Source organism: Streptomyces sp. NPDC055962 (genome assembly GCF_042270185.1).
Classification (GTDB): Bacteria; Actinomycetota; Actinomycetes; order Streptomycetales; family Streptomycetaceae; genus Streptomyces.
The window spans coordinates 42,131-67,332 of record NZ_JBHJYN010000001.1 but is presented as its reverse complement, the minus strand read 5'-3'; the positions used below and the strand labels follow the sequence as shown (position 1 = coordinate 67,332).

General features: G+C 72.3%; 21 protein-coding genes. 18 read left to right on the top strand and 3 right to left on the bottom strand.

Translation table 11 applies throughout. The annotated features are described in order from the left end of the window. Positions 1-96 precede the first annotated feature (96 nt). The 10 genes from ACFC51_RS00275 to ACFC51_RS00230 all read left to right on the top strand — a co-directional run bounded on the left by ACFC51_RS00275 (position 97) and on the right by ACFC51_RS00230 (position 12,088). Positions 97-2,043, top strand: a complete 1,947-nt coding sequence (locus ACFC51_RS00275; RefSeq protein WP_376379726.1) for an acyl-CoA dehydrogenase family protein — start codon at positions 97-99, stop codon at positions 2,041-2,043. Between the two features lie 80 nt (positions 2,044-2,123). Next, positions 2,124-3,368: a 3-phosphoshikimate 1-carboxyvinyltransferase gene (aroA, locus tag ACFC51_RS00270; RefSeq protein WP_376526243.1), complete on the top strand. Its 1,245-nt coding sequence runs from the start codon at positions 2,124-2,126 to the stop codon at positions 3,366-3,368. Between the two features lie 38 nt (positions 3,369-3,406). Next, positions 3,407-3,901, top strand: coding sequence for a nucleotidyltransferase domain-containing protein (locus tag ACFC51_RS00265; RefSeq protein ID WP_376379721.1), 495 nt, complete (start codon positions 3,407-3,409; stop codon positions 3,899-3,901). 115 nt (positions 3,902-4,016) lie between these two features. After that, positions 4,017-4,745, top strand: coding sequence for a hypothetical protein (locus ACFC51_RS00260; RefSeq protein WP_376379718.1), 729 nt, complete (start codon positions 4,017-4,019; stop codon positions 4,743-4,745). A gap of 52 nt (positions 4,746-4,797) precedes the next feature. Continuing rightward, positions 4,798-6,060, top strand: a complete 1,263-nt coding sequence (gene dxr / locus ACFC51_RS00255; protein WP_376379715.1) for a 1-deoxy-D-xylulose-5-phosphate reductoisomerase — start codon at positions 4,798-4,800, stop codon at positions 6,058-6,060. Beyond that, on the top strand, positions 6,057-7,367 hold the full coding sequence (locus tag ACFC51_RS00250; RefSeq protein ID WP_376379713.1) for an RIP metalloprotease: 1,311 nt from the start codon (positions 6,057-6,059) through the stop codon (positions 7,365-7,367). Before dxr ends, ACFC51_RS00250 begins: the two co-directional genes overlap by 4 nt. Before the next feature lie 182 nt (positions 7,368-7,549). Then, positions 7,550-8,707 (top strand): flavodoxin-dependent (E)-4-hydroxy-3-methylbut-2-enyl-diphosphate synthase, encoded by a 1,158-nt coding sequence (gene ispG, locus ACFC51_RS00245; protein ID WP_103513666.1) that lies wholly within the window; start codon positions 7,550-7,552, stop codon positions 8,705-8,707. Positions 8,708-8,861: 154 nt separating this feature from the next. Further along, positions 8,862-9,707 carry a GNAT family N-acetyltransferase gene (locus ACFC51_RS00240; RefSeq protein ID WP_376379710.1) on the top strand — a complete coding sequence of 282 codons (846 nt, stop codon included), beginning with the start codon at positions 8,862-8,864 and terminating at the stop codon, positions 9,705-9,707. Between the two features lie 30 nt (positions 9,708-9,737). Further along, on the top strand, positions 9,738-10,313 hold the full coding sequence (locus tag ACFC51_RS00235; protein ID WP_376379707.1) for a GNAT family N-acetyltransferase: 576 nt from the start codon (positions 9,738-9,740) through the stop codon (positions 10,311-10,313). Between the two features lie 71 nt (positions 10,314-10,384). Continuing rightward, positions 10,385-12,088 (top strand): proline--tRNA ligase, encoded by a 1,704-nt coding sequence (locus ACFC51_RS00230; protein ID WP_376526241.1) that lies wholly within the window; start codon positions 10,385-10,387, stop codon positions 12,086-12,088. 58 nt (positions 12,089-12,146) lie between these two features. On the opposite strand, the gene ACFC51_RS00225 is transcribed toward ACFC51_RS00230, so the two are convergent. From ACFC51_RS00225 to ACFC51_RS00215, 3 genes are read right to left on the bottom strand one after another with little or no spacing between them, the layout of a single operon-like run. Then, a complete protein-coding gene (locus tag ACFC51_RS00225) occupies positions 12,147-13,061 on the bottom strand; it encodes an aminoglycoside phosphotransferase family protein (RefSeq protein WP_376376555.1) in 915 nt (304 codons plus the stop codon). 28 nt (positions 13,062-13,089) lie between these two features. Further along, entirely contained in the window at positions 13,090-13,593 is a 504-nt protein-coding gene (locus tag ACFC51_RS00220) for a ferritin-like domain-containing protein (protein WP_376376553.1), read from the bottom strand. Continuing rightward, entirely contained in the window at positions 13,590-14,117 is a 528-nt protein-coding gene (locus ACFC51_RS00215; protein ID WP_376376551.1) for a hypothetical protein, read from the bottom strand. Before ACFC51_RS00215 ends, ACFC51_RS00220 begins: the two co-directional genes overlap by 4 nt. A 171-nt stretch (positions 14,118-14,288) precedes the next feature. Here ACFC51_RS00215 and rimP point away from each other — a divergent pair, with 171 nt between their 5' ends. The 8 genes from rimP to ACFC51_RS00175 all read left to right on the top strand — a co-directional run bounded on the left by rimP (position 14,289) and on the right by ACFC51_RS00175 (position 25,162). Continuing rightward, entirely contained in the window at positions 14,289-14,786 is a 498-nt protein-coding gene (rimP, locus tag ACFC51_RS00210; protein WP_376376549.1) for a ribosome maturation factor RimP, read from the top strand. Positions 14,787-14,788: 2 nt separating this feature from the next. Then, positions 14,789-15,829, top strand: coding sequence for a transcription termination factor NusA (gene nusA, locus ACFC51_RS00205; protein ID WP_329233450.1), 1,041 nt, complete (start codon positions 14,789-14,791; stop codon positions 15,827-15,829). A gap of 144 nt (positions 15,830-15,973) precedes the next feature. Further along, positions 15,974-16,252 (top strand): YlxR family protein, encoded by a 279-nt coding sequence (locus tag ACFC51_RS00200; RefSeq protein WP_376376547.1) that lies wholly within the window; start codon positions 15,974-15,976, stop codon positions 16,250-16,252. A gap of 148 nt (positions 16,253-16,400) precedes the next feature. Then, a complete protein-coding gene (gene infB, locus ACFC51_RS00195) occupies positions 16,401-19,514 on the top strand; it encodes a translation initiation factor IF-2 (RefSeq protein ID WP_376376545.1) in 3,114 nt (1,037 codons plus the stop codon). Between the two features lie 201 nt (positions 19,515-19,715). Next, a complete protein-coding gene (locus ACFC51_RS00190) occupies positions 19,716-20,012 on the top strand; it encodes a DUF503 domain-containing protein (RefSeq protein ID WP_376376543.1) in 297 nt (98 codons plus the stop codon). A gap of 25 nt (positions 20,013-20,037) precedes the next feature. Then, entirely contained in the window at positions 20,038-20,496 is a 459-nt protein-coding gene (rbfA, locus tag ACFC51_RS00185) for a 30S ribosome-binding factor RbfA (protein ID WP_056792836.1), read from the top strand. Further along, complete coding sequence (gene truB, locus ACFC51_RS00180) at positions 20,493-21,389, top strand: tRNA pseudouridine(55) synthase TruB (protein WP_376526238.1); 897 nt, start codon at positions 20,493-20,495, stop codon at positions 21,387-21,389. Before rbfA ends, truB begins: the two co-directional genes overlap by 4 nt. Positions 21,390-21,610: 221 nt before the next feature. Next, the gene (locus ACFC51_RS00175) at positions 21,611-25,162 is read left to right on the top strand and encodes a trypsin-like peptidase domain-containing protein (protein ID WP_376526236.1); all 3,552 of its coding nucleotides are present in this window, start codon (positions 21,611-21,613) and stop codon (positions 25,160-25,162) included. The last annotated feature ends 40 nt before the right edge of the window (positions 25,163-25,202 follow it).

Below are 25,202 nucleotides of genomic sequence, written 5' to 3'. Positions count from 1 at the left end.
GGGGTCGGCAGGGATCGGGTAGATACGGACAAGTGACACCGATCGGCACGCGTACGGCCCGACCCATATCCCGACTCGCGGCGAGGTGAGCTCCTCATGTCCGCCCCATCCGACATCCCCCAGGCCCCCAAGGTCACCGAGCGCGAGGCCCGGCAGGTGGCCGAGGCCGCCCGTGAACAGGACTGGCGCAAGCCGAGTTTCGCCAAGGAACTCTTCCTCGGACGCTTCCGGCTGGACCTGATCCACCCCCACCCCCAGCCCGCCCCGGACGACGTACGGCGCGGCGAGGCCTTCCTCGCCCGGCTGCGCGAGTTCTGCGAGACGCGGGTCGACGGCGCCCTCATCGAGCGCGAGGCCAGGATCCCCGACGAGGTGATCGACGGCCTCAAGGAACTCGGCGCCCTCGGCATGAAGATCGAGACCAAGTACGGCGGCCTCGGCCTGACCCAGGTCTACTACAACAAGGCTCTCGCGCTGGCGGGTTCGGCGAACCCCTCGATCGGCGCGCTGCTCTCCGCCCACCAGTCCATCGGCGTACCGCAGCCGCTGAAGATGTTCGGCACGCAGGAGCAGAAGGACACCTTCCTGCCCCGCCTCGCACGGACGGACATCTCCGCGTTCCTCCTCACCGAGCCCGACGTCGGGTCCGACCCGGCCCGGCTCGCGACGGCGGCCGTGCCCGACGGGGACGACTACGTCCTCGACGGTGTGAAGCTCTGGACGACCAACGGGGTCGTCGCCGACCTGCTCGTCGTCATGGCCCGGGTCCCCGAGTCCGACGGCCACAAGGGCGGCATCACCGCCTTCGTCGTCGAGGCCGACTCCCCGGGCATCACCGTGGAGCACCGCAACTCCTTCATGGGCCTGCGCGGCATCGAGAACGGCGTGACCCGCTTCCACCAGGTCCGGGTGCCCGCGGCCAACCGCATCGGGCCCGAGGGCGCCGGCCTCAAGATCGCCCTCACCACGCTCAACACCGGACGCCTCTCGCTGCCCGCCATGTGCGTCGGCGTCGGGAAGTGGTCCCTGAAGATCGCCCGCGAATGGTCGGCGGTCCGTGAGCAGTGGGGCAGGGCGGTCGCCCGGCACGAGGCCGTCGGAGCGAAGATCTCCTTCATCGCCGCGACCACCTTCGCCCTCGAAGCGGTCGTGGACCTCTCCTCGCAGATGGCCGACGAGAGCCGCAACGACATCCGTATCGAGGCCGCCCTCGCCAAGCTCTACGGTTCCGAGATGGGCTGGCTGATCTCCGACGAGCTCGTCCAGATCCGCGGCGGACGCGGCTTCGAGACCGCCGCCTCGCTCGCCGCCCGCGGCGAACGCGCCGTCCCCGCCGAGCAGATGCTCCGCGACATGCGGATCAACCGGATCTTCGAGGGCTCCACGGAGATCATGCACCTGCTGATCGCCCGTGAGGCCGTCGACGCCCACCTCAAGGTCGCCGGGGACATCATCGACCCCGACAAGCCGTTCGCCGACAAGGCGAGGGCAGGGGCCAACGCCGCCGGTTTCTACGCCCGCTGGCTCCCGAAGCTGGTCAGCGGCCCCGGACGGCTGCCCAACGCCTACGGCGAGTTCCGCGTCCCGGGGCACCCCGACCTCTCCGCGCACCTGCGGTACGTCGAGCGTTCGTCCCGCAAGCTGGCCCGCTCCACGTTCTACGCGATGTCCCGCTGGCAGGGGCGCATGGAGACCAAGCAGGGCTTCCTCGGACGGATCGTCGACATCGGCGCCGAACTCTTCGCGATGAGCGCGGCGTGCGTCCGGGCCGAGCACCTGCGGGCCGACGACGACCACGGGCGCGAGGCGTACCAGCTCGCCGACGCCTTCTGCCGGCAGTCCCGCATCCGGGTCGAGGAGCTCTTCAACAGGCTCTGGTCCAACACCGACGACATCGACAGGCGTGTCGTCGACGGCGTCCTCTCCGGGACCTACACCTGGCTGGAGGAAGGCGTTCTGGACCCCAGCGGCGACGGCCCCTGGATCGCCGACGCCACCCCCGGCCCTGCGACCGGGGACGACGTCCACCGCACCATCGGCTGATCCCGGCCCTCCCCGCGGGACGCGTCCACTGCCTGGACGCGTCCCGCGGGCACGTGCGCCGGAGGGCAAAATGGACGCCCGTGACCGTCATCAACATCCCCGGCTCCAAGTCCGTCACCGCCCGCGCCCTGTTCCTGGCCGCGGCGGCGAACGGAACCACCACCCTCCTCAGGCCCCTCCACTCGGACGACACCGAGGGGTTCACCGAGGGGCTGACCCGCCTCGGCTACGGGGTGAGCCGTGAGCCGGACCGCTGGCACATCGAGGGGCGCCCCTCGGGTCCCGCCGCCGAGGACGCCGAGGTCCACTGCCGCGACGGTGCCACCACCGCGCGGTTCCTGCCGACACTCGCCGCCGCCGCGTCGTCCGGCACGTACCGCTTCGACGCCTCCGCACAGATGCGCCGCCGGCCCCTCGCACCGCTCACCGAGGCCCTGCGCGCCCTCGGCGTCGACCTGCGCCACGAAGGAGCGGAAGGCCACCACCCGCTCACCATCGAGGCGTCGGGCGTCAAGGGCGGCGAGCTGACCCTGGACGCGGGGGAGTCGTCGCAGTACCTCACCGCCCTGCTCATGCTCGGCCCGCTGACCGTCGGAGGCCTCCGGATCGACGTGACGGAGCTCGTCTCGGCGCCGTACATCGAGATCACCCTCGCGATGATGCGCAGCTTCGGTGCCGAGGTCGTCCGGGAGGGGAACACCTTCACCGTCCCGCCCGGGGGCTACCGCGCCACCACGTACGCCGTCGAGCCCGACGCCTCCACCGCGAGCTACTTCTTCGCCGCGGCGGCCCTCACCGGCCGTGAGGTCACCGTCCCCGGCCTCGGCACGGACGCGCTCCAGGGCGACCTGCGCTTCACCGACGTGCTGCGGCGCATGGGCGCCGACGTCCGCACGACCGCGGACTCGACGACCGTCCGCTCCTCCGGACGGCTCTCCGGGCTCACCGTCAACATGCGCGACATCTCCGACACGATGCCCACCCTCGCCGCGATCGCGCCGTTCGCCACCTCGCCCGTCCGGATCGAGGACGTCGCCAACACCCGGGTGAAGGAGTGCGACCGGCTGGAGGCCTGCGCGGAGAACCTGCGGAACATGGGGATCACCGTCCACACGGGACCCGACTGGATCGAGATCCACCCGGGCACCCCGCGCCCCGCCGAGATCGTCACCCACGGAGACCACCGCATCGTCATGTCGTTCGCCGTCGCCGGGCTCCGCACACCCGGGGTGACCTATGACGACCCCAGCTGCGTGCGGAAGACCTTCCCCCGCTTCCACGAGGAGTTCGCGGCGTTCGTGGCGGGCGGCGCCGCCGGGAAATGACGGTGCGCTCCGGCGCGGGGCGCAGTACGGTCGCCCGCATGATGTCCCGGAACGACGTCCTGTCCGTCCTGGCCCTGCTGCGTGCCGCGGGTGCCGACGTGGTGATCGCGGGGGGCTGGGGCATCGACGCCCTGCTCGGCGAGGAGACGCGGGAACACCGCGACCTCGACCTGCTGCACGTCCGTGAACAGGAACCGGTGGTCGTGGCGGCCCTGGAGTCGGCCGGCTACACCGAGACGCTGGACTGGCGCCCGGCCCGCTTCGTGCTCGCCCACCCCACCGGGCGCGAGATCGACCTGCACCCGCTGGAGTTCGCCGCCGACGGCTCGGCCGTCCAGTCCTCCCTGGACCCCGCCGCGCCGTTCCGCTACCCCGCCGACTGCTTCGTCACCGGCACCGTCGGCACGACGACCGTGCGCTGCCTCTCCGCTGGGCAGCAGGCCCTGTTCCACCAGGGCTACGAACCGGCCGAGCGCGATGTGGCGGACATGCGGCGGCTGAGGGAGAAGTTCGGCATCGATACGCGTTTCTGACCCGGATGCCGCACAATCGAGCCTCGGCCGCGACCGGACACCGGTCCAGGCCCGTCAACAGGAGACAGGGGCAGGGATGTTCGGGGTGTACGGGGCGGGCGGCCGGCGAGGTGCCGTGGTTGCGGGATGCGCGGTGCTGGCCCTCGCGGGTCTCACCGGATGCGGTGGAGACGACGCCGGCGACAAGGGCGGAGCCGGGAGGAGTCCCGCCGCCTCGCACCCGGCGGGCGCTGCGCCGTCGGGCGGCGCGCTCACCGAGGCGCAGCTCACCGCCCTCGCCTTCACCGACGGGGAGCGGGCCGGCTCGCTCACCGCGTCCGAGTACGCCCTGGACGGGCCGCTCGGTGACGCCTACACGGCCGCCCCCGCCGTCTGCCAGCCGCTCGTCAGCCTCGCCGGTGACGTCAGCGACCACGAGCCCGTCGCGCAGGTGCAGCGCAAGGCGGACGAGCCCGAGGAGATGCTCGGCGTCACCGTCGACGTGACCTTGCGCTCGTACGGTGACGGCGAGGCGGCGCAGGTCATGCGGTCGCTGGACAGGGCGGGCCGGGACTGCGCGGGCGGCTTCACCGAGGAGCGGGCCGTCGCGCGCGCCCGGTACGAGAAGGCCGAGCCCGCGTCGCTGCCCGCCTTCGCGGACGAGGCCGACGAGGCGAAGGCCTTCCGCTTCACCGTCCTCGACGTGAAGGGGAAGCTGAAGCTGTACGAGTACCTCACCGTCCTGCGGTCCGGATCGACCACCCTCGCCTTCCGCGCGGAGATCCTGGGCACCGAGGACGTCGGCGGGGTCCCGGAGGACGTCATGGCCGCCCAGTGGAAGAAATTCCGTGCCGGGCGGGCCTGAGGCACGCGCTGGCAGGGACGCCCTGTCAGCGCGCACAGCGGATGCGGCAACAATGGGGGGCATGAGCGACAGCCCCTCACCCCTCGCCGATCCGCATCGTGTCTTCGACGCGACGGAAGGCCGCCGGGATCTGGTGATCCTCGGCTCCACCGGCTCCATCGGTACCCAGGCCATCGAGCTGGTCCTGCGCAACCCCGGCCGTTTCCGCGTCACCGCGCTCTCCGCCGCGGGCGGCAGGGTCCGGCTCCTCGCCGAACAGGCGCGGCAGCTGCGCGTCCGCACGGTCGCGGTCGCCGACGAGGAGAAGGTGCCGGCGCTCACCGAGGCCCTGCGCGAGGAGTACGGCGCGGGGGAGCCGCTCCCGGAGATCCTGGCCGGCCCCGACGCGGCCGCGGATCTCGCGGCGAGCGACTGCCACACCGTGCTGAACGGCATCACCGGCTCGATCGGTCTCGCCCCCACGCTCGCCGCGCTGAAGGCGGGCCGCACCCTCGCCCTGGCGAACAAGGAGTCGCTGATCGTCGGCGGCCCCCTGGTGAAGGCGCTGGCGGCCCCGGGGCAGATCATCCCGGTCGACTCCGAGCACGCCGCACTCTTCCAGGCCGTCGCCGCGGGGAAGCGCGCCGACGTCCGCAAGCTGGTGGTGACCGCCTCCGGCGGACCGTTCCGCGGCCGTACGCGTGCCGAGCTCGCCGACGTGACCCGGGAGCAGGCGCTGGCGCATCCGACCTGGGCCATGGGCCCCGTCATCACGGTCAACTCCGCGACCCTGGTCAACAAGGGGCTGGAGGTCATCGAGGCGCACCTGCTCTACGACATCCCGTTCGACCGCATCGAGGTCGTGGTCCACCCGCAGTCGTACGTGCATTCGATGGTGGAGTTCACCGACGGCTCCACCCTCGCCCAGGCGACCCCGCCCGACATGCGCGGGCCCATCGCCATCGGTCTCGGCTGGCCCGAGCGCGTCCCGGACGCGGCTCCCGCCTTCGACTGGACGAAGGCATCCAGCTGGGAGTTCTTCCCGCTCGACACCGAGGCGTTCCCCTCGGTCGGGCTCGCCCGGCACGTGGGCACCCTGGGCGGCACGGCGCCCGCCGTGTTCAACGCGGCCAACGAGGAGTGCGTGGAGGCGTTCCTGTCCGGACGGCTCCCGTTCAACGGCATCATGGACACGGTCACAACGGTGGTGGCCGAACACGGCACCCCCGCCACGGGAACTTCACTGACGGTCGCGGACGTCCTCGAAGCGGAGACCTGGGCCCGGTCCCGGGCCCGTGAACTCTCGGCGGCAGCGACAGCGGAGGCGCACGTATGAGCATGACGACGATCCTGATGACGATCCTCGGGATCGCCATCTTCGCCGTGGGTCTGCTGTTCTCGATCGCCTGGCACGAACTGGGCCACCTGTCGACGGCCAAGCTCTTCGGCATCCGGGTGCCCCAGTACATGGTCGGCTTCGGGCCGACGGTCTGGTCGCGCAAGAAGGGCGACACCGAGTACGGCATCAAGGCCATCCCCGCCGGCGGCTACATCCGCATGATCGGCATGTTCCCCCCGGGGCCGGACGGCCGGATCGAGGCCCGATCCACCTCGCCCTGGCGCGGCATGATCGAGGACGCCAGGTCCGCCGCCTTCGAGGAGCTCGAGCCGGGCGACGAGACGCGCCTCTTCTACACGCGCAAGCCGTGGAAGCGCGTGATCGTGATGTTCGCCGGGCCCTTCATGAACCTGGTCCTCGCCGTCGCGATCTTCATGGGCGTGGCGATGACCTTCGGCTTCCAGACCCAGACCACCGAGGTCGCGGGCGTCCAGCAGTGCGTGATCGCGCAGAGCGAGAACCGCGACACCTGCAAGACGTCCGACCCGGTCTCGCCGGCCAAGGCGGCGGGTCTGGAGGAGGGCGACACCATCGTCGCCTTCAACGGGCAGAAGATCGACGACTGGGCCACCCTGTCGGACAGGATCCGGCAGACCATCGGCCCCGCCACCCTCACCGTCCAGCGTGACGGCCGGGAACAGACCCTGAACGCCGTGCTGAAGAAGAACGCCGTCGCCAAGAAGGACTCCGACGGCGAGGTCGTCCCCGGCCAGTACATCAGCGCGGGCTACCTGGGCTTCGCCGCGAAGACGGAGATCCTCCCGCTCTCCTTCGGCGACTCGGTCGTCCGCATGGGCGACATGATCGAGAACGGCGTCGATTCGATCATCGCGCTGCCCTCCAAGATCCCCGACCTGTGGAACGCGGCGTTCAGCGACGGCGAGCGTGCCGAGGACTCGCCGGTCGGTGTGGTCGGCGCGGCCCGGATCGGCGGAGAGGTGATGAACCTCGACGTCCCGGCCCAGAACCAGATCGCGATGATGCTGTTCCTGCTGGCCGGCTTCAACCTCTCGCTCTTCCTGTTCAACATGCTCCCGCTGCTCCCGCTGGACGGCGGGCACATCGCGGGCGCGCTCTGGGAAGCCCTGCGCCGCAACGTGGCCAAGGTCTTCAAGCGGCCCGACCCCGGGCCCTTCGACGTGGCGAAGCTCATGCCCGTCGCCTACGTGGTCGCGGGGATCTTCATCTGCTTCACCCTGCTGGTGCTGGTCGCCGACATCGTGAACCCGGTGAAGATCACCTGACGTCCCACCTGTCCCATGGGTGGCGGCCGGCCACACAGGCGGTGTCCGGTCGCCCACCGACAGGCGGTTCGACGGCACGGGTGCGTCCCGTTCGGCTCCGGTGCCGTAACCTCGAAGCCTGGAGTCCGCCGTTCTCGGCACCTCGATCCACCACTGATCCACACCTTGGGGATGCTCAGCGCATGACTGCGATTTCTCTCGGAATGCCCGCCGTTCCGACCAAGCTCGCCGAACGACGCGTCAGCCGTCAGATCCAGGTCGGCACCGTGGCGGTCGGCGGGGACGCGCCCGTGTCGGTGCAGTCGATGACCACCACGCGTACGTCGGACATCGGTGCGACGCTGCAGCAGATCGCGGAGCTGACGGCCTCGGGCTGCCAGATCGTGCGCGTGGCCTGCCCGACGCAGGACGACGCCGACGCGCTGGCGACGATCGCGCGGAAGTCCCAGATCCCGGTCATCGCCGACATCCACTTCCAGCCGAAGTACGTGTTCGCGGCGATCGACGCCGGCTGCGCCGCGGTCCGGGTGAACCCGGGCAACATCAAGCAGTTCGACGACAAGGTCAAGGAGATCGCGAAGGCGGCGGGCGACGCGGGCACTCCGATCCGCATCGGTGTGAACGCCGGCTCGCTGGACGCGCGGCTCCTGAAGAAGTACGGCAAGGCGACGCCCGAGGCGCTCGTGGAGTCGGCGCTGTGGGAGGCGTCGCTCTTCGAGGAGCACGGCTTCCGGGACATCAAGATCTCGGTGAAGCACAACGACCCGGTCGTGATGGTCAACGCCTACCGTCAGCTGGCCGCGCAGTCGGACTACCCCCTCCACCTCGGTGTGACGGAGGCGGGCCCGGCGTTCCAGGGGACGATCAAGTCCGCCGTGGCGTTCGGCGCGCTGCTCTCCGAGGGGATCGGGGACACGATCCGCGTCTCCCTGTCGGCCCCTCCGGCGGAGGAGGTCAAGGTCGGCCTCCAGATCCTCGAGGCGCTGAACCTGAAGCAGCGGCGCCTGGAGATCGTGTCCTGCCCGTCGTGCGGGCGCGCCCAGGTGGACGTCTACAAGCTGGCGGACCAGGTGAGCGCGGGCCTGGAGGGCATGGAGGTCCCGCTGCGGGTCGCGGTGATGGGCTGCGTGGTGAACGGTCCGGGGGAGGCCCGTGAGGCCGACCTCGGCGTGGCGTCCGGCAACGGCAAGGGCCAGATCTTCGTGAAGGGCGAGGTCATCAAGACCGTCCCGGAGTCGAAGATCGTGGAGACCCTCATCGAGGAGGCCATGAAGATCGCGGAACAGATGGAGAAGGACGGCATCGCCTCGGGCGAGCCCCAGGTCTCCATCGCCGGCTGACCTCCCCGTCCTGCTCGGTGCCCCCGCGGGCGGTGTCCTGCGGGGGCACAGGTGCGTCCGCCCTCCCTCCACCTGCGATTACCACCGCGGGGCGGCACCCCACAGGCTTGTTGGGTACAGTGCGGACATCAGCAGACCGTTTGGTGAGGCCCCAGTGTTGACGCAGACCACTACCCGGGTCCTCGACCCCGGCGAGCTCCCCGCCGCGCTCGCCATCCTGGAGAGCGCCCCCGTCGAGAACGCCTTCGTGACCTCCCGCGTCCAGGTCGCCGGGCTCGACCCCTGGCGTCTCGGCGGAGAGATGTGGGGCTGGTACGCCGAGGGCCGGCTGCGCTCCCTCTGCTACTCCGGGGCCAACCTCGTACCCATCTGCGCCACCCCCGAGGCCGTCCGGGCCTTCGCCGACCGCGCCAGGAGGGCCGGCCGCCGCTGCTCCTCCATCGTCGGCCCGGCGGGCCCCACGGCACAGCTGTGGCGCCTGCTCGAACCCAGCTGGGGTCCCGCCCGCGAGGTCCGGCCCAACCAGCCGCTCATGGTGACCGAGCACCCCTCGGCCGAGGTGGAGCCCGACCCGCTCGTGCGCAGGGTCCGCAAGGAGGAGATGGACGTCCTCATGCCGGCCTGCGTCGCCATGTTCACCGAGGAGGTCGGCATCTCGCCGCTCGCCGGCGACGGCGGGCTCCTCTACCAGGCACGGGTCGCCGAGCTGATCAGCACCGGCCGCTCCTTCGCCCGGATCGAGGACGGCAAGGTCCTCTTCAAGGCGGAGATCGGCGCGGCCACCTCCCGCGCCTGCCAGATCCAGGGCGTCTGGGTCGCTCCCGAGGCCCGCGGGCGAGGACTCTCCGAGTCGGGCATGGCCGCCGTCCTGCAGCACGCGCTCCGCGACGTCGCACCGGTCGTCAGCCTCTACGTGAACGACTACAACACGGCCGCGCGCAGGGCGTACAGCCGCGTCGGCTTCCGTGAGACGGGCACGTTCATGAGCGTGCTGTTCTGACCCGGCGGTACGGCCAGTAGGGTTCCCCGCATGGCAGCAGCAACCCCCACGTCCCCCCGGGACTCCGGGACCCCCGACATCGTGGTCGGACCGCTCGACCTCGCCGCCCGTGTCGACGAGGCCCTCGCCGTGCAGGCCCTCGCCTTCGGCCTCACCCAGGACGAGATCGACGTACGCCGCCATATCGTGCTGCGGCACCTCGACCACCCGCAGGCACGCGCCCTCGGCGCCACCACCGCCGACGGGCGGCTCGTCGGGTTCGTCTACGGGCTGCCGAACGACCGGGTGCACTGGTGGTCCACCGTCGTCGAGCCCTACCTGCGCGCCACCGGCTCCGAGGGCTGGCTCGACGACTCGTTCGTGATCACCGAACTCCACGTCCACCCGGAGTTCCAGCAGCGCGGCGTCGGCCGCGGTCTGATCACCACCATCACGGACGCCGTCGACCTGCCCCGCTCCATCCTCTCGGCGATCGACACCGAGAGCCCCGCCCGCGGTCTCTACCGTGCCCTGGGCTACCAGGACCTGGCCCGGCAGGTGCTCTTCCCGAGCGCGCCCAAGCCCTACGCGGTCATGGGTGCGCCCCTCCCGCTGCGCCGCGGCTGACAATGGATTTCCGCCCGCGCGGGCCCCCCGGCTAACCTCGGGCTCACCACCCTTCCGAGCAGGAGTTCATCATGGCCCAGGTCCAGCGCATGTCCCGATTGATGATCAAGACACTGCGCGACGACCCGGCGGACGCCGAGACGCTCAACCACAAGCTCCTCGTCCGCGCCGGTTACGTACGCCGCACCGCGGCCGGCATCTGGTCGTGGCTGCCGCTCGGCAAGAAGGTCCTGGAGAACATCACCCGCGTCGTCCGCGAGGAGATGGACGCCATCGGCGGCCAGGAGGTCCTCCTCCCCGCGCTCCTGCCCAAGGAGGCGTACGAGGCGAGCGGCCGGTACGACGAGTACGGCGACCTGCTGTTCCGCCTCAAGGACCGCAAGGGTGCCGACTATCTTCTCGGTCCCACCCACGAGGAGATCTTCACCCAGGTCGTCAAGGACATGTGCTCGTCCTACAAGGACCTGCCCGTGATCCTCTATCAGATCCAGACCAAGTACCGCGACGAGGCCCGTCCCCGCGCCGGTGTGCTGCGCGGCCGCGAGTTCCAGATGAAGGACTCGTACTCCTTCGACACCACCGACGAGGGTCTGGCCGAGGCCTACCAGCTGCACCGCGCGGCGTACATCCGGATCTTCGACCGCCTCGGCCTCGACCACCGCGTGGTCTCCGCGGTCTCCGGTGCCATGGGCGGTTCCGCCTCGGAGGAGTTCCTCGCCCCGGCTCCCGCCGGTGAGGACACCTTCGTCGACTGCCCCAACTGCGACTACGCGGCCAACACCGAGGCCGTGACGTACAAGGTCACGACGGTTGCCGACGCCTCCGGGACCGCCGCGGTCGAGGAGCTGGACACCCCCGACACCCCGACGATCGAGACCCTCGCCGCCCACCTCGGCGTCCCGGCCTCCGCCACCCTGAAGAACCTCCTGGTCAAGGTCGACGGCGAGATCGTGGCCGTGGGTGTGCCCGGCGACCGTGAGGTCGACCTCGGCAAGCTCGGCGAGCACCTCGCCCCGGCCGTCGTCGAGCTCGTCACCGCCGAGGACTTCGTGGGCCGCCCCGACCTGGTGCGCGGCTACGTCGGCCCGCAGGGCCTGGAGAAGGTCCGCTACATCGCCGACCCCCGCGTCGCCCCGGGCACCGCCTGGATCACCGGCGCCAACAAGGAGGGCAAGCACGCGAGGAACGTCGTCGCGGGCCGTGACTTCGAGGTCGACGACCAGCTCGACGTGGTCGTCGTCGAGGCGGGCGACCCCTGCCCCAAGTGCGGCACCGGCCTCCAGGTGGACCGCGCCATCGAGATCGGCCACATCTTCCAGCTCGGCCGCAAGTACGCCGACATCTTCTCGCTCGACGTCCTCGGCCAGCAGGGCAAGCCGGTCCGCGTCACGATGGGCTCGTACGGCATCGGCGTCTCCCGCGCGGTGGCCGCGCTCGCCGAGCAGACCGCCGACGACAAGGGGCTGTGCTGGCCCCGCGAGATCGCCCCGGCCGACGTGCACGTCGTCGCCGCCGGCAAGGCGCTCCAGACCGAGCTGGCGCTCGACGTCTCCGAGAAGCTCGGCGCCGCCGGCCTGCGCGTCCTGGTCGACGACCGCGCCGGTGTCTCGCCGGGCGTCAAGTTCACCGACTCCGAGCTCATCGGCGTCCCGAAGATCCTCGTCGCCGGCCGCCGTTCGGCCGAGGGCGTCCTGGAGCTGAAGGACCGCCGCACGGGCGAGCGCGAGGAGCTCACCGTCGACGAGGCGATCGCCCGCCTGACCGACCAGGGCTGAGCGGCCGGACAGCAGAGAGGGCCCCGCGCACCGCGCGGGGCCCTCTCCGTGCGTCCGGCTACAGCCAGCCCGCGAACTCCAGCGACAGCTCGCCGTCCTGCCGGCGTCCCGCGGTCAGCGCACGCGTGCCGGACTCGACGGCCCGGAACAGCGTCCAGCCGCGCAGCCGTGCCTGGTCGACCTCCAGCGACTCGGCGAGCTTCTTGACCCGGCGCCGTGCCGTCGCGGCGCCGCCGGGCGAGGCGATCAGGTCCTCCACCCGGTCCCGCACCAGCCGGGCGAGGTCGTAGGCACGCTCGCCGGTCAGCGGCTCCGGGCCGACCGCGAGCCACGGGGCACGCTCGCCCGAAAGCACCTTGCTCTGCCGGAAGTTGCCGTGCAGCAGGACGTCCTCGGGGGAGTCCTGGAGCAGTTCCTCACGGGCCGCCAGGGCCGCCGGGACGAGCGGTTCGAGCGCGGGATCCAGTGCGGCGGCGGCCCGCATCGGCTCCACCTGGCGGGCGGTGCGTTCCGCGACGCTCTCGAATGAGTGGCCGGCCGGGGGGTCGACCCACAGCCGTCGTACGATGCCGGCGGCCTCCAGCAGGGCCTTGGCCTCGGGCAGGGAGCGCAGGGACACCTCGTGGTGCAGCCGCTCCAGCAGCAGCGCCTCCCCCGGAGCGGGGGCGTCCGGAGCGTCGACGAGCTCGACCGCCCCCCAGCCGTTCCAGTGCGCGAGCGCCGCCCGCTCGGGCTCGGGCCCGGCTGCGGAAGGCGCGAGCTTCAGCGCGGCCGGTGTGCCGTCCGCGCGGCGCACCAGGAGGACGAGGCTCGTCCGCCCGCCGGGGGCGCAGACCCGGTCAAGGGAGACCGAGTGCGCGGACAGCGCGTCGTCGGCGAGCGCGGGGAGCTGCCCGAGCCACTCGGCGGCGGCCGCGTCCCCGCACGTCTCACCGAGCGCTCGCACCAGACGCTGCGGCGGTTCGAAACCCATACCTGCCTTGTTCCCTTTCAGAGCGTGCTCAGCGCGTGACACCCGTGGCGCCGGCCTCCGCCGTGTTGTCGGCGGGGGTGGCCTTCTCGGCGAGCCCAGGAAAGGCTACGCCGGTGCCGCGCCAGCGCGCCGCGCGCACCGCGGCCTCCCGGAGCGCGCCCGCCGCGTCCTGGCGCAGCGGCCCGAGGGCGGCCCGTACGAGGTCGGAGTAGACGCCGGCGACCCGGTCCTCCAGCACGGCGGCGAGCCGCATCGCGGCTGCCGGGTCCCGTGCGGCGAAGGGCAGAGCGTACGCCGCGTGCGCGGCCACGGGCGCACCGCCCAGGTCGCGCACCGTGCGGGTCAGGGCATCGCGCCGGGACCGGTGCGCGTCGCAGGCCGCCGTGGCGTCGCTCCGGCGGCCGCCCTCCAGCCGGCCGCCGAGCACCCCGTATCCGTACACCGCGGCGTGCTCGGCGGCGAGCGCGGCCTGGGCGGCCCGCAGGGCCTCCTCGGTGTCGTCCGTGCCGTCCGTTCCGGCCGTCCGTGTCATGACGAGGTCTCCTTGGCCAGTTCGGTGAGCAGATAGGCGTGGGCCGCACCGGCCGCGGCGACCGAGGCCAGCAGTCTGGCCAGTTCCGGTTCGGCCGTCAGCAGGGCGGCTGCGCGGGCGTCGGACACCCGGCGCTCCTCCGCCGCCAGCTCCCTGAGCGCCGCGCGCGGGTCCGTGGGGGCGGCGTCCGGAGGGGCGGGGGCGGGTGAGCCGCCCGGGGCCTTCGCGGGCCCGCCCAGGGCGCCCAGGTGCTCGCGTACGGCGGCCTGGAGCGGCGCGAGACCCGCTTCCGTCACCGGGTGGGCGGCCGCGACCAGGTCGTAGCGGGAGAGCAGCGAGACACTGTCACGGGCGGCGGCCGCCCGGAGCGCCTTCGCCGCGCGGAGCGAGGCGGTTCGCGCGGCGGCCCCCGCGGGTGACCCCGGTGCCTCCTGGCCGCCCCCGCAGCCTGCCAGTACCGCACCCAGGGCGAAGGCTCCCGTAGCGGTGAGCGCACCCCTGCGCGTCGTCCCCGTGCGGTGCACTTGTCTCCTTCAGCCTGGTTTTTGACAGTTTCTGACGTGAAGTGATCACCGGAAGTGAGCGTACCCGCGGCAGGGCAGGAGGCGGACGGCAACACCCCTGCGGACCGGATACCCTTTGACCTGACACGCAACGATCCCCACAACAGCACACGCGGCCGAGGAGTCACCCGGATGAGCACCACCCAGAGCGACAGGCTGCGCGAACTGCTGGAGCCGCTCGTCAGCGCCAAGGAGCTGGATCTCGAGGAGATCGAGGTCTCCCGGGCCGGCCGCCGACGGGTGCTGAGGGTCATCGTGGATTCCGAGGACGGCGTGGAGCTCGACACCTGTGCGGAACTCAGCCGCGTCATCTCAGGGACGCTGGACGAGACCGACGCCATGGGTGAGGGCGAGTACGTCCTCGAGGTGAGCTCTCCGGGCGCCGACCGCCCGTTGACCGAGCACCGCCACTACGTACGCGCCACCGGCCGGCTGGTCGCACTCACCCTGGGCGAGGGCGGCGAGCTCGTGGCCCGCATCCTCGGGGTGGACGACGAGGGGCTCGATCTGGAAGTGCCGGGCGTCAAGGGCCGCAAGCCCACGGCGCGCCGTGTCGCCTTCGACGAGATCACCAGGGCGCGCGTGGAGATCGAATTCAACCGCAAGGACAAGAAGGAAGAGGAGGCGTAGCCGTGGACATCGATGTGAAGCTTCTGAAGGGCTTGGCGCAGGACAAGGAGATCCCCTTCGACGTGCTCGTCGGGGCGATCGAGTCGGCCCTCCTCATCGCCTACCACCGCACCGACGGCAGCCACCGCCGTGCGCGCGTCGAGCTGGACGCCGGCGGCCACGTCACGGTGTGGGCCAAGGACGACCCGGCCGAGCTCGAGGAGGGCCAGGAGCCCAAGGAGTTCGACGACACGCCGTCCGGTTTCGGCCGTATCGCCGCCACCACCGCCAAGCAGGTCATCCTGCAGCGGCTGCGCGACGCCGAGGACGACCGGACGTTCGGCGAGTACGCGGGCCACGAGGGCGATGTGGTCACCGGCCTCGTCCAGCAGGGCAAGGACCCGAAGAACGTCCTGGTCGACATCGGCAAGCTGGAAGCCATCCTGCCCGTGCAGGAGCAGGTGCCGGGCGAGGAGTACACCCACGGCCTGCGGCTGCGCACCTACGTGGTGCGGGTGGCCAAGGGTGTGCGCGGTCCGTCCGTGACGCTCTCGCGCACCCACCCGAACCTCGTGAAGAAGCTCTTCGCGCTGGAGGTCCCGGAGATCGCGGACGGCTCGGTCGTCATCGAGGCCATCGCCCGCGAGGCCGGCCACCGCACCAAGATCGCCGTACGCTCCACCCGGGCCGGACTCAACCCCAAGGGCGCCTGCATCGGCCCGATGGGCAGCCGGGTGCGCAACGTCATGGCGGAGCTGCACGGCGAGAAGATCGACATCGTGGACTGGTCGGACGACCCCGCGGAGATGGTCGCCAACGCGCTGTCACCCGCACGGGTGAGCAAGGTCGAGGTCGTGGACCTCGGGACGCGCTCCGCCCGGGTGACCGTGCCCGACTACCAGCTGTCGCTCGCGATCGGCAAGGAGGGGCAGAACGCCCGCCTGGCCGCCCGCCTCACCGGCTGGCGCATCGACATCCGCCCGGACACCGAGACCGACGCCGAGCGCGACATCGCCGACCGCGAGCGCGCCGAGCGGGCCCGGGAGCGTTCCGAGCGCGGCTGAACGCGGACGGCGTCCGGCCCGCGCGTCGGGTCGTGGCCGCCTCCGATGGAATAGATCACAGCGCTCCGGCGCTGAGATCACGACAACATCCGTTCGATTTTTGCCCCAAAGGGGTGAGGTCGGTGCGGGGAGGTAGACTTAGTCGTGTCTGGCCGGACGCACGCCCGCGCTTGCCCCGAGCGAACCTGTGTGGGATGCCGGGAGCGAGCGGCCAAGAGCGAGCTGCTGCGCATCGTGGTGGACAAGGGTGAAGTTGTCCCTGATCCACGCGGTACGCTGCCCGGCCGGGGTGCGTATGTGCACCCCGCCTCTGTCTGTCTCGACCTGGCGGTCCGCCGCCGGGCATTCCTCCGGGCCTTCAAGGCCAAGGGGCCGTTCGATTCCGCGGCACTGCAGCGGTTCGTCGAGCGGGTGACACCGTAAGAAAGTGAACGGCACGGGTCCCCGTGCGGTCAGGTACCTCGCGAGTTGGAAGTAGGTCGAGATTGCGATGAGCACTCGATGAGTACGCGATGAGTACGCCCATGAAGTAGCGACGGTCCGGCGGTAACCCGGACCTAAAAGGAGCGAAGTGGCTAAGGTCCGGGTATACGAACTCGCCAAGGAGTTCGGCGTCGAGAGCAAGGTCGTCATGGCCAAGCTCCAAGAACTCGGTGAATTCGTCCGTTCGGCGTCCTCGACGATCGAGGCGCCGGTTGTACGCAAATTGACTGACGCACTGCAGGGGCCCGGCGGCAACGCCGGCAAGTCCGCTGCGAAGCCTGGCGCGCCTCGCAAGGCCGCCCCCGCAAAGCCCGCGGCGCCGTCTCCGGCCGCCGCGGCACGTCCTGCTGCCCCGAAGCCCGGCGCCCCGGCCCCCAAGCCGGCCGCCGCGGAGACCCCGGCGAGCAGCACCCCCGCGGCGCCCTCCGCGCCGGCGCAGTCCGGCGGACCCCGTCCGGGTCCCAAGCCCGCGCCGAAGCCCGCACCGGTCACCCCGGTGCCCGCCGCGGAGTTCTCGGCTCCGGCTCCGGCCCAGCAGCCGGCCGCGCCCCAGCAGGCCCCGCGTCCCACCGGCGCCACCCCCGGCCCCCGTCCCGCCCGTCCGGCTCCGGCCGGCGGTCAGCGTGACGGCGGTCAGCGTGACGGCGGCCAGCGCGGTGCCGAGCGCGGCGGAGACCGCCCCGCACGTCCCGCCGGCCAGGGCGCACCGCGCCCCGGCGGCGCACGTCCGGCCGGTCCCCGTCCGGGCAACAACCCCTTCACCTCCGGCGGTTCCACCGGCATGGCGCGCCCCCAGGCGCCCCGTCCCGGCGGCGCCCCGCGCCCCGGTGGCGGTCAGGAGCGCCCCGGCGCTCCGCGCCCGCAGGGTGGTCCCGGCGGCGCCCCGCGCCCGCAGGGTCAGGGTGGCGCACGTCCTTCCCCGGGCGGCATGCCCCGTCCGCAGGCTCCCCGTCCCGGCGGTGCCCCCTCGGGTAACCGTCCGAACCCGGGCATGATGCCGCAGCGTCCCGCTGCGGGCCCGCGTCCCGGCGGTGGTCCCGGTGGCGGTGGCCGTGGTCCCGGTGGCGGCGGTGCCCGTCCCGGTGGCGGCGGTCGTCCCGGTGGCGGCGGCTTCGCAGGCCGTCCGGCCGGTCCCGGCGGTGGCGGCGGCGGCTTCGCCGGCCGTCCCGGTGGTCCCGGCGGCGGTGGCGGCGCAGGCCGTCCCGGTGGTGGCGGCGGCTTCGGCGGTCGTCCCGGCTTCGGTGGACGTCCCGGCGGCCCGGGTGCCCGTGGTGGCACACAGGGTGCGTTCGGCCGTCCCGGTGGTCCCGCGCGCCGTGGCCGCAAGTCGAAGCGTCAGAGGCGCCAGGAGTACGAGGCCATGCAGGCCCCGTCGGTGGGCGGCGTCATGCTGCCCCGCGGCAACGGACAGGCCGTCCGCCTGTCGCGCGGTGCGTCCCTGACCGACTTCGCGGAGAAGATCAACGCCAACCCGGCGTCGCTCGTCGCCGTGATGATGAACCTCGGCGAGATGGTCACCGCCACGCAGTCCGTCTCCGACGAGACGCTGAAGCTCCTCGCGGACGAGATGAACTACGTCCTCGAGATCGTCAGCCCGGAGGAGGAGGACCGCGAGCTGCTCGAGTCCTTCGACATCGAGTTCGGCGAGGACGAGGGCGGCGAAGAGGCCCTGGTCTCCCGCCCCCCGGTCGTGACCGTCATGGGTCACGTCGACCACGGTAAGACCCGGCTTCTCGACGCGATCCGCAAGACGAACGTCGTCGCGGGCGAGGCCGGCGGCATCACGCAGCACATCGGTGCCTACCAGGTCTCCTCCGAGGTCAACGGCGAGGACCGGAAGATCACCTTCATCGACACCCCGGGTCACGAGGCGTTCACCGCCATGCGTGCACGTGGTGCGAAGTCCACCGACATCGCGATCCTCGTGGTGGCGGCGAACGACGGTGTGATGCCCCAGACGATCGAGGCGCTGAACCACGCCAAGGCGGCCGAGGTGCCGATCGTGGTCGCGGTCAACAAGATCGACGTCGAGGGTGCCGACCCGACCAAGGTGCGCGGTCAGCTCACCGAGTTCGGTCTGGTGGCCGAGGAGTACGGCGGCGACACGATGTTCGTCGACATCTCCGCCAAGCAGGGTCTCAACATCGAGTCCCTCCTGGAGGCCGTCGTCCTCACCGCCGACGCCTCGCTCGACCTGCGGGCCAACCCGGAGCAGGACGCGCAGGGTATTGCGATCGAGTCCCACCTCGACCGCGGCCGCGGTGCCGTCTCGACCGTCCTGGTCCAGCGCGGAACGCTGCGCATCGGCGACACGGTGGTCGTCGGCGACGCGTACGGCCGTGTGCGGGCCATGCTCGACGACAGTGGTCAGAACGTCCAGGAAGCGGGTCCCTCGACCCCCGTCCTGGTGCTCGGTCTCACCAACGTCCCGGGCGCCGGCGACAACCTCCTGGTGGTCGACGAGGACCGTACGGCCCGTCAGATCGCCGAGAAGCGTGCCGCCCGTGAGCGCAACGCCAACTTCGCCCGCAAGGGTGTCAGGTTCTCCCTGGAGAACCTGGACGAGGCGCTCAAGGCCGGTCTGGTCCAGGAGCTCAACCTCATCATCAAGGGCGACGCGTCCGGTTCGGTGGAGGCTCTCGAGTCCTCGCTGCTCCAGCTCGACGTCGGTGAAGAGGTCGACATCCGGATCCTGCACCGCGGTGTGGGTGCGGTCACCGAGTCGGACATCAACCTGGCGACCGGCTCCGACGCCATCGTGATCGGCTTCAACGTGCGCGCCGCAGGGCGTGCCGAGCAGATGGCCGAGCGCGAAGGCGTGGACGTCCGGTACTACTCGGTCATCTACCAGGCGATCGAAGAGATCGAAGCGGCTCTCAAGGGTCTGCTCAAGCCGGAGTACGAAGAGGTCGAGCTCGGCACGGCGGAGATCCGCGAGATCTTCCGCTCGTCCAAGCTGGGCAACATCGCCGGTGTGCTGGTCCGCTCCGGCGAGGTCAAGCGCAACACCAAGGCGCGCCTGCTGCGCGATGGCAAGGTCATCGCGGAGAACCTCAACATCTCCGGTCTGCGCCGCTTCAAGGACGACGTCACCGAGATCCGCGAAGGCTTCGAGGGCGGTATCAACCTCGGAAACTTCAACGACATCAAGATCGACGACGTCATCGCGACGTACGAGATGCGCGAGAAGCCGCGAGGCTGATCAAAGGGATTCCCGGGGGGAGACCCCCGGGCTCTCCTGCACGGTCGGGGCCGGTCGACGGGTCGTATTTCCGTCGATCGGCTCCGGCCGTTCCGGTACGGTTCGGATGTTCCCGCCGAGTGACGGCGGGGCGTGGCTGTGCCACCCCGGGGGGCGACCCCCGAGCCTCCGAACCCGAACCGGCGGGACATCCGGACATACATGTATGTGGGGACGCTGTCCTTCGATCTGCTCCTCGGCGACGTACGGTCGTTGAAGGAGAAACGCTCCATCGTCCGCCCGATCGTCGCCGAACTCCACCGCAAGTTCGCGGTGAGCGTCGCGGAGACGGGCGACCAGGACCTCTACCGCAGGGCCGAGATCGGTCTTGCCGTGGTCTCCGGGGACACCGGGCACCTCACAGACGTACTCGACCGGTGCGAACGCATGATCGCGGGCCGGCCGGAGGTGGAGCTGCTGTCCGTACGGCGGCGGCTGCACAACGACGAAGAAGATTGAGCACGTTCAAGAAGGAGACGGACCAGTGGCCGACAACGCGCGGGCGAAGAAGCTGGCAGACCTCATCCAGGTGGTGGTCGCCGAGAAACTGCAGCGCGGTATCAAGGACCCGCGTCTGGGCACGCACGTGACCATCACGGACACCCGTGTCACCGGAGACCTGCGGGAGGCCACGGTCTTCTACACGGTCTACGGCGACGACGAGGAGCGGGCCAGCGCGGCCGCCGGCCTGGAGAGCGCCAAGGGCATCCTGCGCTCGGCGGTCGGTGCTGCGGCGGGGACCAAGTTCACCCCCACCCTGGCCTTCGTGGCGGACGCCCTGCCGGACAACGCCAAGGCGATCGAGGACCTGCTCGACCGGGCACGCGCCTCGGACGCCAAGGTCCGCGAGGCGTCCTCGGGCGCCACGTACGCCGGCGGAGCGGACCCGTACCGCAAGCCGGAGGACGAGGACGAGAACGGCGAGGGCTCACCTTCCGCATGACGCAGAACAAAACGCCGGACGGCCTTGTCATCGTCGACAAGCCGTCCGGCTTCACTTCGCACGACGTCGTGGCCAAGATGCGCGGCATCGCCCGTACCCGGCGGGTCGGCCATGCCGGCACGCTGGACCCGATGGCGACGGGCGTCCTCGTCCTCGGCGTCGAGCGGGCGACCAAGCTGCTCGGCCATCTCGCACTGACCGAGAAGGAGTACCTGGGGACGATCCGGCTCGGCCAGGACACCGTCACCGACGACGCGGAGGGCGAGATCACCTCGTCCACCGACGCCTCGGGAGTGACCAGGGAGGGCATCGACGCCGGGGTCGCCGCCCTGACCGGCGCGATCATGCAGGTGCCGTCCAAGGTCAGTGCCATCAAGATCGACGGCAAGCGGTCCTACGCCCGGGTGCGTGGCGGCGAGGAGTTCGAGATCCCGGCCCGCCCGGTGACCATCTCGTCCTTCCGCGTCTACGACGTCCGCGAGGCGGTCGCCGAGGACGGCACCCCGGTCGTCGACCTCGTCGTCTCGGTCGTGTGCTCCTCGGGCACGTACATCCGCGCCCTGGCCCGCGACCTCGGTGCCGGCCTCGGTGTGGGCGGACACCTGACGGCTCTGCGGCGCACCCGCGTCGGTCCGTACGGCCTGGACGCGGCGCGCACGCTCGACCAGCACCAGCAGGAGCTGACCGTGATGCCGGTCGCCGAGGCTGCCGCGTCGGCCTTCCCCCGCTGGGACGTGGACGAGAAGCGCGCCAAGCTGCTGCTCAACGGCGTGCGGCTGGACATGCCGGCGTATCCGCCGGGGCCGGTCGGTGTCTTCGGACCCGACGGGGCCTTCCTGGTGCTCGTCGAGGAGCAGAAGGGCAAGGCCAGGAGCCTCGCCGTCTTCGCCTGACGAGGGTCTCAAGGGATCCACGAGGGCTGGGCCCATCGTGGAGCGGGCAGTCCCCCCGGTGCGTGCCCGCTCCACGATCCCCCTCCCGCGATCATTCCTGTCCACGGGGACCCGGCGATTCACCCCAATGGACGGGCGCTCGGAGTGACCGGGGGGTGTGAGGGGGGCGCTCACGCCCCTCGGGTTTCGTGTGCCGATCACCCTGGACCTACGGTCGGACCATGGGCAGCGGGGACCGGTCGACACTGGTGAGAATCTGCGATCAGGCCGGCCGGCCGCGGGGGACCGGATTCGTGGCGGACGACCGGGGCACGGTCGTCACCGGCCACCAGGCCGTCGCACGGTCCGAGCTCCTGACGCTGCACGGCGCGGACGGCCGGAGCTGCGCCGTCGGCCCCGACGACATCGTCGCCATGCCCGCCCTGGGGCTCGCCCTGCTGCGCACCGGCGGCCCCGGAACCCTGGGCGCGGAGCCGCTCCCCATCGCCGTACGCGAGGAGTTCGTGCCCGGCACCTACGTGCGGATCGCCGCCCACGGCTGGCGCGAGGCGCGGGTGCTCGGGACGACCCCGGCGACGTACACCGAGGGAGGGCGCGACCACCCGGTGGGCGACGCGCTGGAGCTCGCCCTCGGCACGGACGGACGCGACGCGCTGCGCTCCGGCGGGGCCGCCGTCGGAGGGCCCGTCACCGACCCGTGCACCGGAGCCGTCCTCGGGGTGCTCTCGACCGCGCTGAGCGCCGGACGGGAGACCGCCGGGCTGGCCCTCCCGCTGACCCCCGAGGACGCCCCGGAGCCGCTGGCAGAGGTGCTGCGGCGCAACGCGAACGGCGTACCGGGGTACGGCCGCGACCTCAACCTCGCGGGCGCGCTGCAGCTGACCGCCACCTCGCTCGGCCATGCCGACGGCCGCCCCGGTGGCACGGAGACCGCCGAACGCCCGCACATCAGTGCCGAGTTCACCGCCTTCGAGACCGGCACGGGGCCCGTCCTCGGCCTGGTCGGCGCGCCAGGGACCGGCCGCACCACGGAGCTCGCCGCGCTGGCCGCCCGCCGCACGCGCGGACCCGTGCCCGCCCTCACGCTCTGGCTGCGCGGAGCGGACCTGCTGGCCGACGACACCTCGGTCGCCGACGCGATGACCCGGGCGCTGCGGCGCTCCGGGAGGATCATCAGCGCCGCCGGGGCCCTGGGGGACATGGAGGCGGCCGGCGCGGAGCGCGTGGCCGCCCTCGCCGCCGGCACCGGGAACCCGCTGCTCGTCGTCGTCGACGGCCCGGAGGAGATGCCGCCCCTGCTGGCCCACCGGTTCGCCGCCTGGGCGGGCGCGACGGCCGAATGGCTCCTCGCCCACGAGGTCCGCATGGTCGTCGCCTGCCGACCCGAGCACTGGGAGACCGCCGGCGCGCTCTACCCGCCGGGCGCCCTGCACCGGCCGGAACGGTCCGCCGGAGGGCTGCCCCCCGCCGTCAGGCTCGGCGACCTCACGCCGGAGCAGGCCGAGCGGGCACGGGACCGGTACGGCATCCCACCCGGCATGCTCGCGCCGGGCGACGACCGGCATCCCCTCACCCTGCGGCTGCTCGCCGAGGTGCGGGAGGCACTGCCTCCCGACGTCCCGGGCAGGCCCGGCACGGAGGAGGTCTTCGCGGCCCGTCTGGACCTCGCCTGTCTCCGCATCGCCGTCCGTATCGGCGCCGAGGCCGAACCCCGGCTGCGGGGTGCGGCGGTCCGCAGACTGGCGGCGAAGGTGGCGGGCCAGGTCCACGAGGCCGCCAGACGCTGCCTCGGCCCGGGGCAGGGCGAGCTCGACCGGGTGGCGTTCGAGGAGATCTTCCCCTGGCGCACGGGCTGGGCGTCGGCGGTCCTCACCGAGGGGCTGCTGGTCCCGGCGGGCGCGGGATACCGCTTCGCCCACGAGGAGCTGGGCGACTGGGTGCAGGGCGCCCACCTCGACCTGGACTCCGCCCTGTACGCGCTGGTCCACCGCTGGCACACGGACGGGGCGGCTCCCGCGCCGCCCCCGCAGGGCGCCGGGGAACCCCGCAACCTCCCGGTGCCGCGCCACCGCATCGGCCCGGTGCTCCAGGCGATGCTCCTGCTGGAGCGGCGCCAGGGGCACGCCGCGCTCGCCCACCGCATGGCCGACCTGATCGAGGCCATGGACCGCCTGGCGCCCGCTCCCGCGCCCGGCACGCGGGAGCGGCTCCCCGACGCCGCCTGGTGGGCGGCCCACCTGCTCCGGGAGAGCCTGCTCAGGGTGCCCGACGCCCGGCCCTGCCTCGGGGTGCTGCGGGTGCTCGCCGGCCGAATCGCCCGGCGCTCCCTGTCCGGCGGCCGGGCCGCGCTCGGTCCGTACGCCGAGTTCGGGCCGTGGTTCTGGCGCCGCATCCGGCTCCCCGAGGACGCCCGGATCGACCTCCTGCGCCGTCTCCTGCCCGCCGACGGAACTCCTCGCACGGACGGTGGCGAACGGTATCTGGACGCCGTGGCCCGGCGGCTGGCAGCCCACCCCACGACCGTCCAGCCGCTGCTGTGCCGCTGGTTCGACGACGAGAGCCCGCTGTCGGCCGGGGACGGGCTGCCGATGCGGCTCACCGTGGCCTCCGCCGCGCAAGCCCTCCTCTACGCCCGCAGGGACCTCGCCGTCGACGACCTGACCGAGGCGCTCGTCGACACCGACCACCCGCGTGCCGCGGAACTCCTCGCCACCCTCGCCGAGGACGAACCGACCGCGCTGTGCCGGGCCGTCGACCGGTGGGCGCGCGACGAGGACCGGCCCGCCCGGCGAGCCGCCGCCGCGTTCCACGCCACGCTGGCCGCCGGTCCCGCCCGGACCGAGGCCGACCGGGCCCTGCTGCGCGGCGCGGCGCTCACCCTGCTGGCCAGGCCGGACGACACCGCCCTGCACGCCCAGGCGCTCACCGTCCTCGTCCGGGATCCGAGGACCGGGGGCCGCCACCTTCCGCAGGCCCTCCGGTTCTTTGCCGCGGGTGACCCCCGGCTGCCGCTCCCGCTGCTGACGGAGGTGTTCCCGAAGTACCCGGAGCCGGTCCTCGCCGCGCTCCGCGCCCGTCTGTCGCTGCCCGGGCAGGCCGCGGACGACGTCCTGCGGGAACTGGCCTCCCTGGACACCCCCGCCCTGGCGCTGCACGCCCCCGGGCTCGTACGCTGCTACATCGACAGCCGGTCCGCCGAGGAGGCCGCGGCGCAGGCCGCCGTCTACGTGGACCTCCGGCTGGAGCACAGCCCGGCGGCCCGGGCCCTGCTCCTGCCCATGATGACCGCGCTGCTGAGGGACCGGCCCGCCCCACCGCCTGTGCGTGCTGCGCTGGCCCGGGTGCTCGCCTCCCCCGGGACCGCCGACTCCCGGCCGCTGCGGGCCGAGCTGCTGGAGGTGCTGCTGGAGTTCGAGCAGGACACAGGGAGGGACCCCGAGGTCCTCGACGCCCTGCTCCGGGCGGCCGCGGCGGGTTCCGGCCGCCGCCCCGAGGCCCGCACCCGGGCCCTGGTGCACCGCACCGGGATGCTCCTCGTCCGCACACCCGAGGGCGCGGCCCGCTTCGACCGCGGGCTGGTCGAGATCGCCCGCGACGTACCCGGATTCGCGGCGCTCGTCGTCCGGTGGCTGACCGACGCCCCGCAGGAGTGGGCCGCCGTCGTGGGCCCCGGGGCCCGGCGGACGATGGAGTCGCTGGAGGGGGCGCGGTCCGGCATCCCGATGCCGATGCAGGCCGCGGGACGTGAGCATGGCAGTCTTAGACCTGCGTAATGGACATACACACGTACACGGGTTCGGGCGAGGAGCGGTC

What these genes read in the sequence shown, in the direction of transcription:
- ACFC51_RS00230 (WP_376526241.1), top strand. Translation starts at nt 10,385, where the DNA reads ATGGCCCAGGTCCAGCGCATGTCCCGATTGATGATCAAGACACTGCGC.
- rimP (WP_376376549.1), top strand. Translation starts at nt 14,289, where the DNA reads ATGAGCACCACCCAGAGCGACAGGCTGCGCGAACTGCTGGAGCCGCTC.
- dxr (WP_376379715.1), top strand. Translation starts at nt 4,798, where the DNA reads ATGGGGGGCATGAGCGACAGCCCCTCACCCCTCGCCGATCCGCATCGT.
- ACFC51_RS00250 (WP_376379713.1), top strand. Translation starts at nt 6,057, where the DNA reads ATGAGCATGACGACGATCCTGATGACGATCCTCGGGATCGCCATCTTC.
- ispG (WP_103513666.1), top strand. Translation starts at nt 7,550, where the DNA reads ATGACTGCGATTTCTCTCGGAATGCCCGCCGTTCCGACCAAGCTCGCC.
- ACFC51_RS00235 (WP_376379707.1), top strand. Translation starts at nt 9,738, where the DNA reads ATGGCAGCAGCAACCCCCACGTCCCCCCGGGACTCCGGGACCCCCGAC.
- ACFC51_RS00175 (WP_376526236.1), top strand. Translation starts at nt 21,611, where the DNA reads ATGGGCAGCGGGGACCGGTCGACACTGGTGAGAATCTGCGATCAGGCC.
- ACFC51_RS00265 (WP_376379721.1), top strand. Translation starts at nt 3,407, where the DNA reads ATGATGTCCCGGAACGACGTCCTGTCCGTCCTGGCCCTGCTGCGTGCC.
- ACFC51_RS00275 (WP_376379726.1), top strand. Translation starts at nt 97, where the DNA reads ATGTCCGCCCCATCCGACATCCCCCAGGCCCCCAAGGTCACCGAGCGC.
- ACFC51_RS00220 (WP_376376553.1), bottom strand. Translation starts at nt 13,593, where the DNA reads ATGACACGGACGGCCGGAACGGACGGCACGGACGACACCGAGGAGGCC.
- ACFC51_RS00225 (WP_376376555.1), bottom strand. Translation starts at nt 13,061, where the DNA reads ATGGGTTTCGAACCGCCGCAGCGTCTGGTGCGAGCGCTCGGTGAGACG.
- truB (WP_376526238.1), top strand. Translation starts at nt 20,493, where the DNA reads ATGACGCAGAACAAAACGCCGGACGGCCTTGTCATCGTCGACAAGCCG.
- ACFC51_RS00190 (WP_376376543.1), top strand. Translation starts at nt 19,716, where the DNA reads ATGTATGTGGGGACGCTGTCCTTCGATCTGCTCCTCGGCGACGTACGG.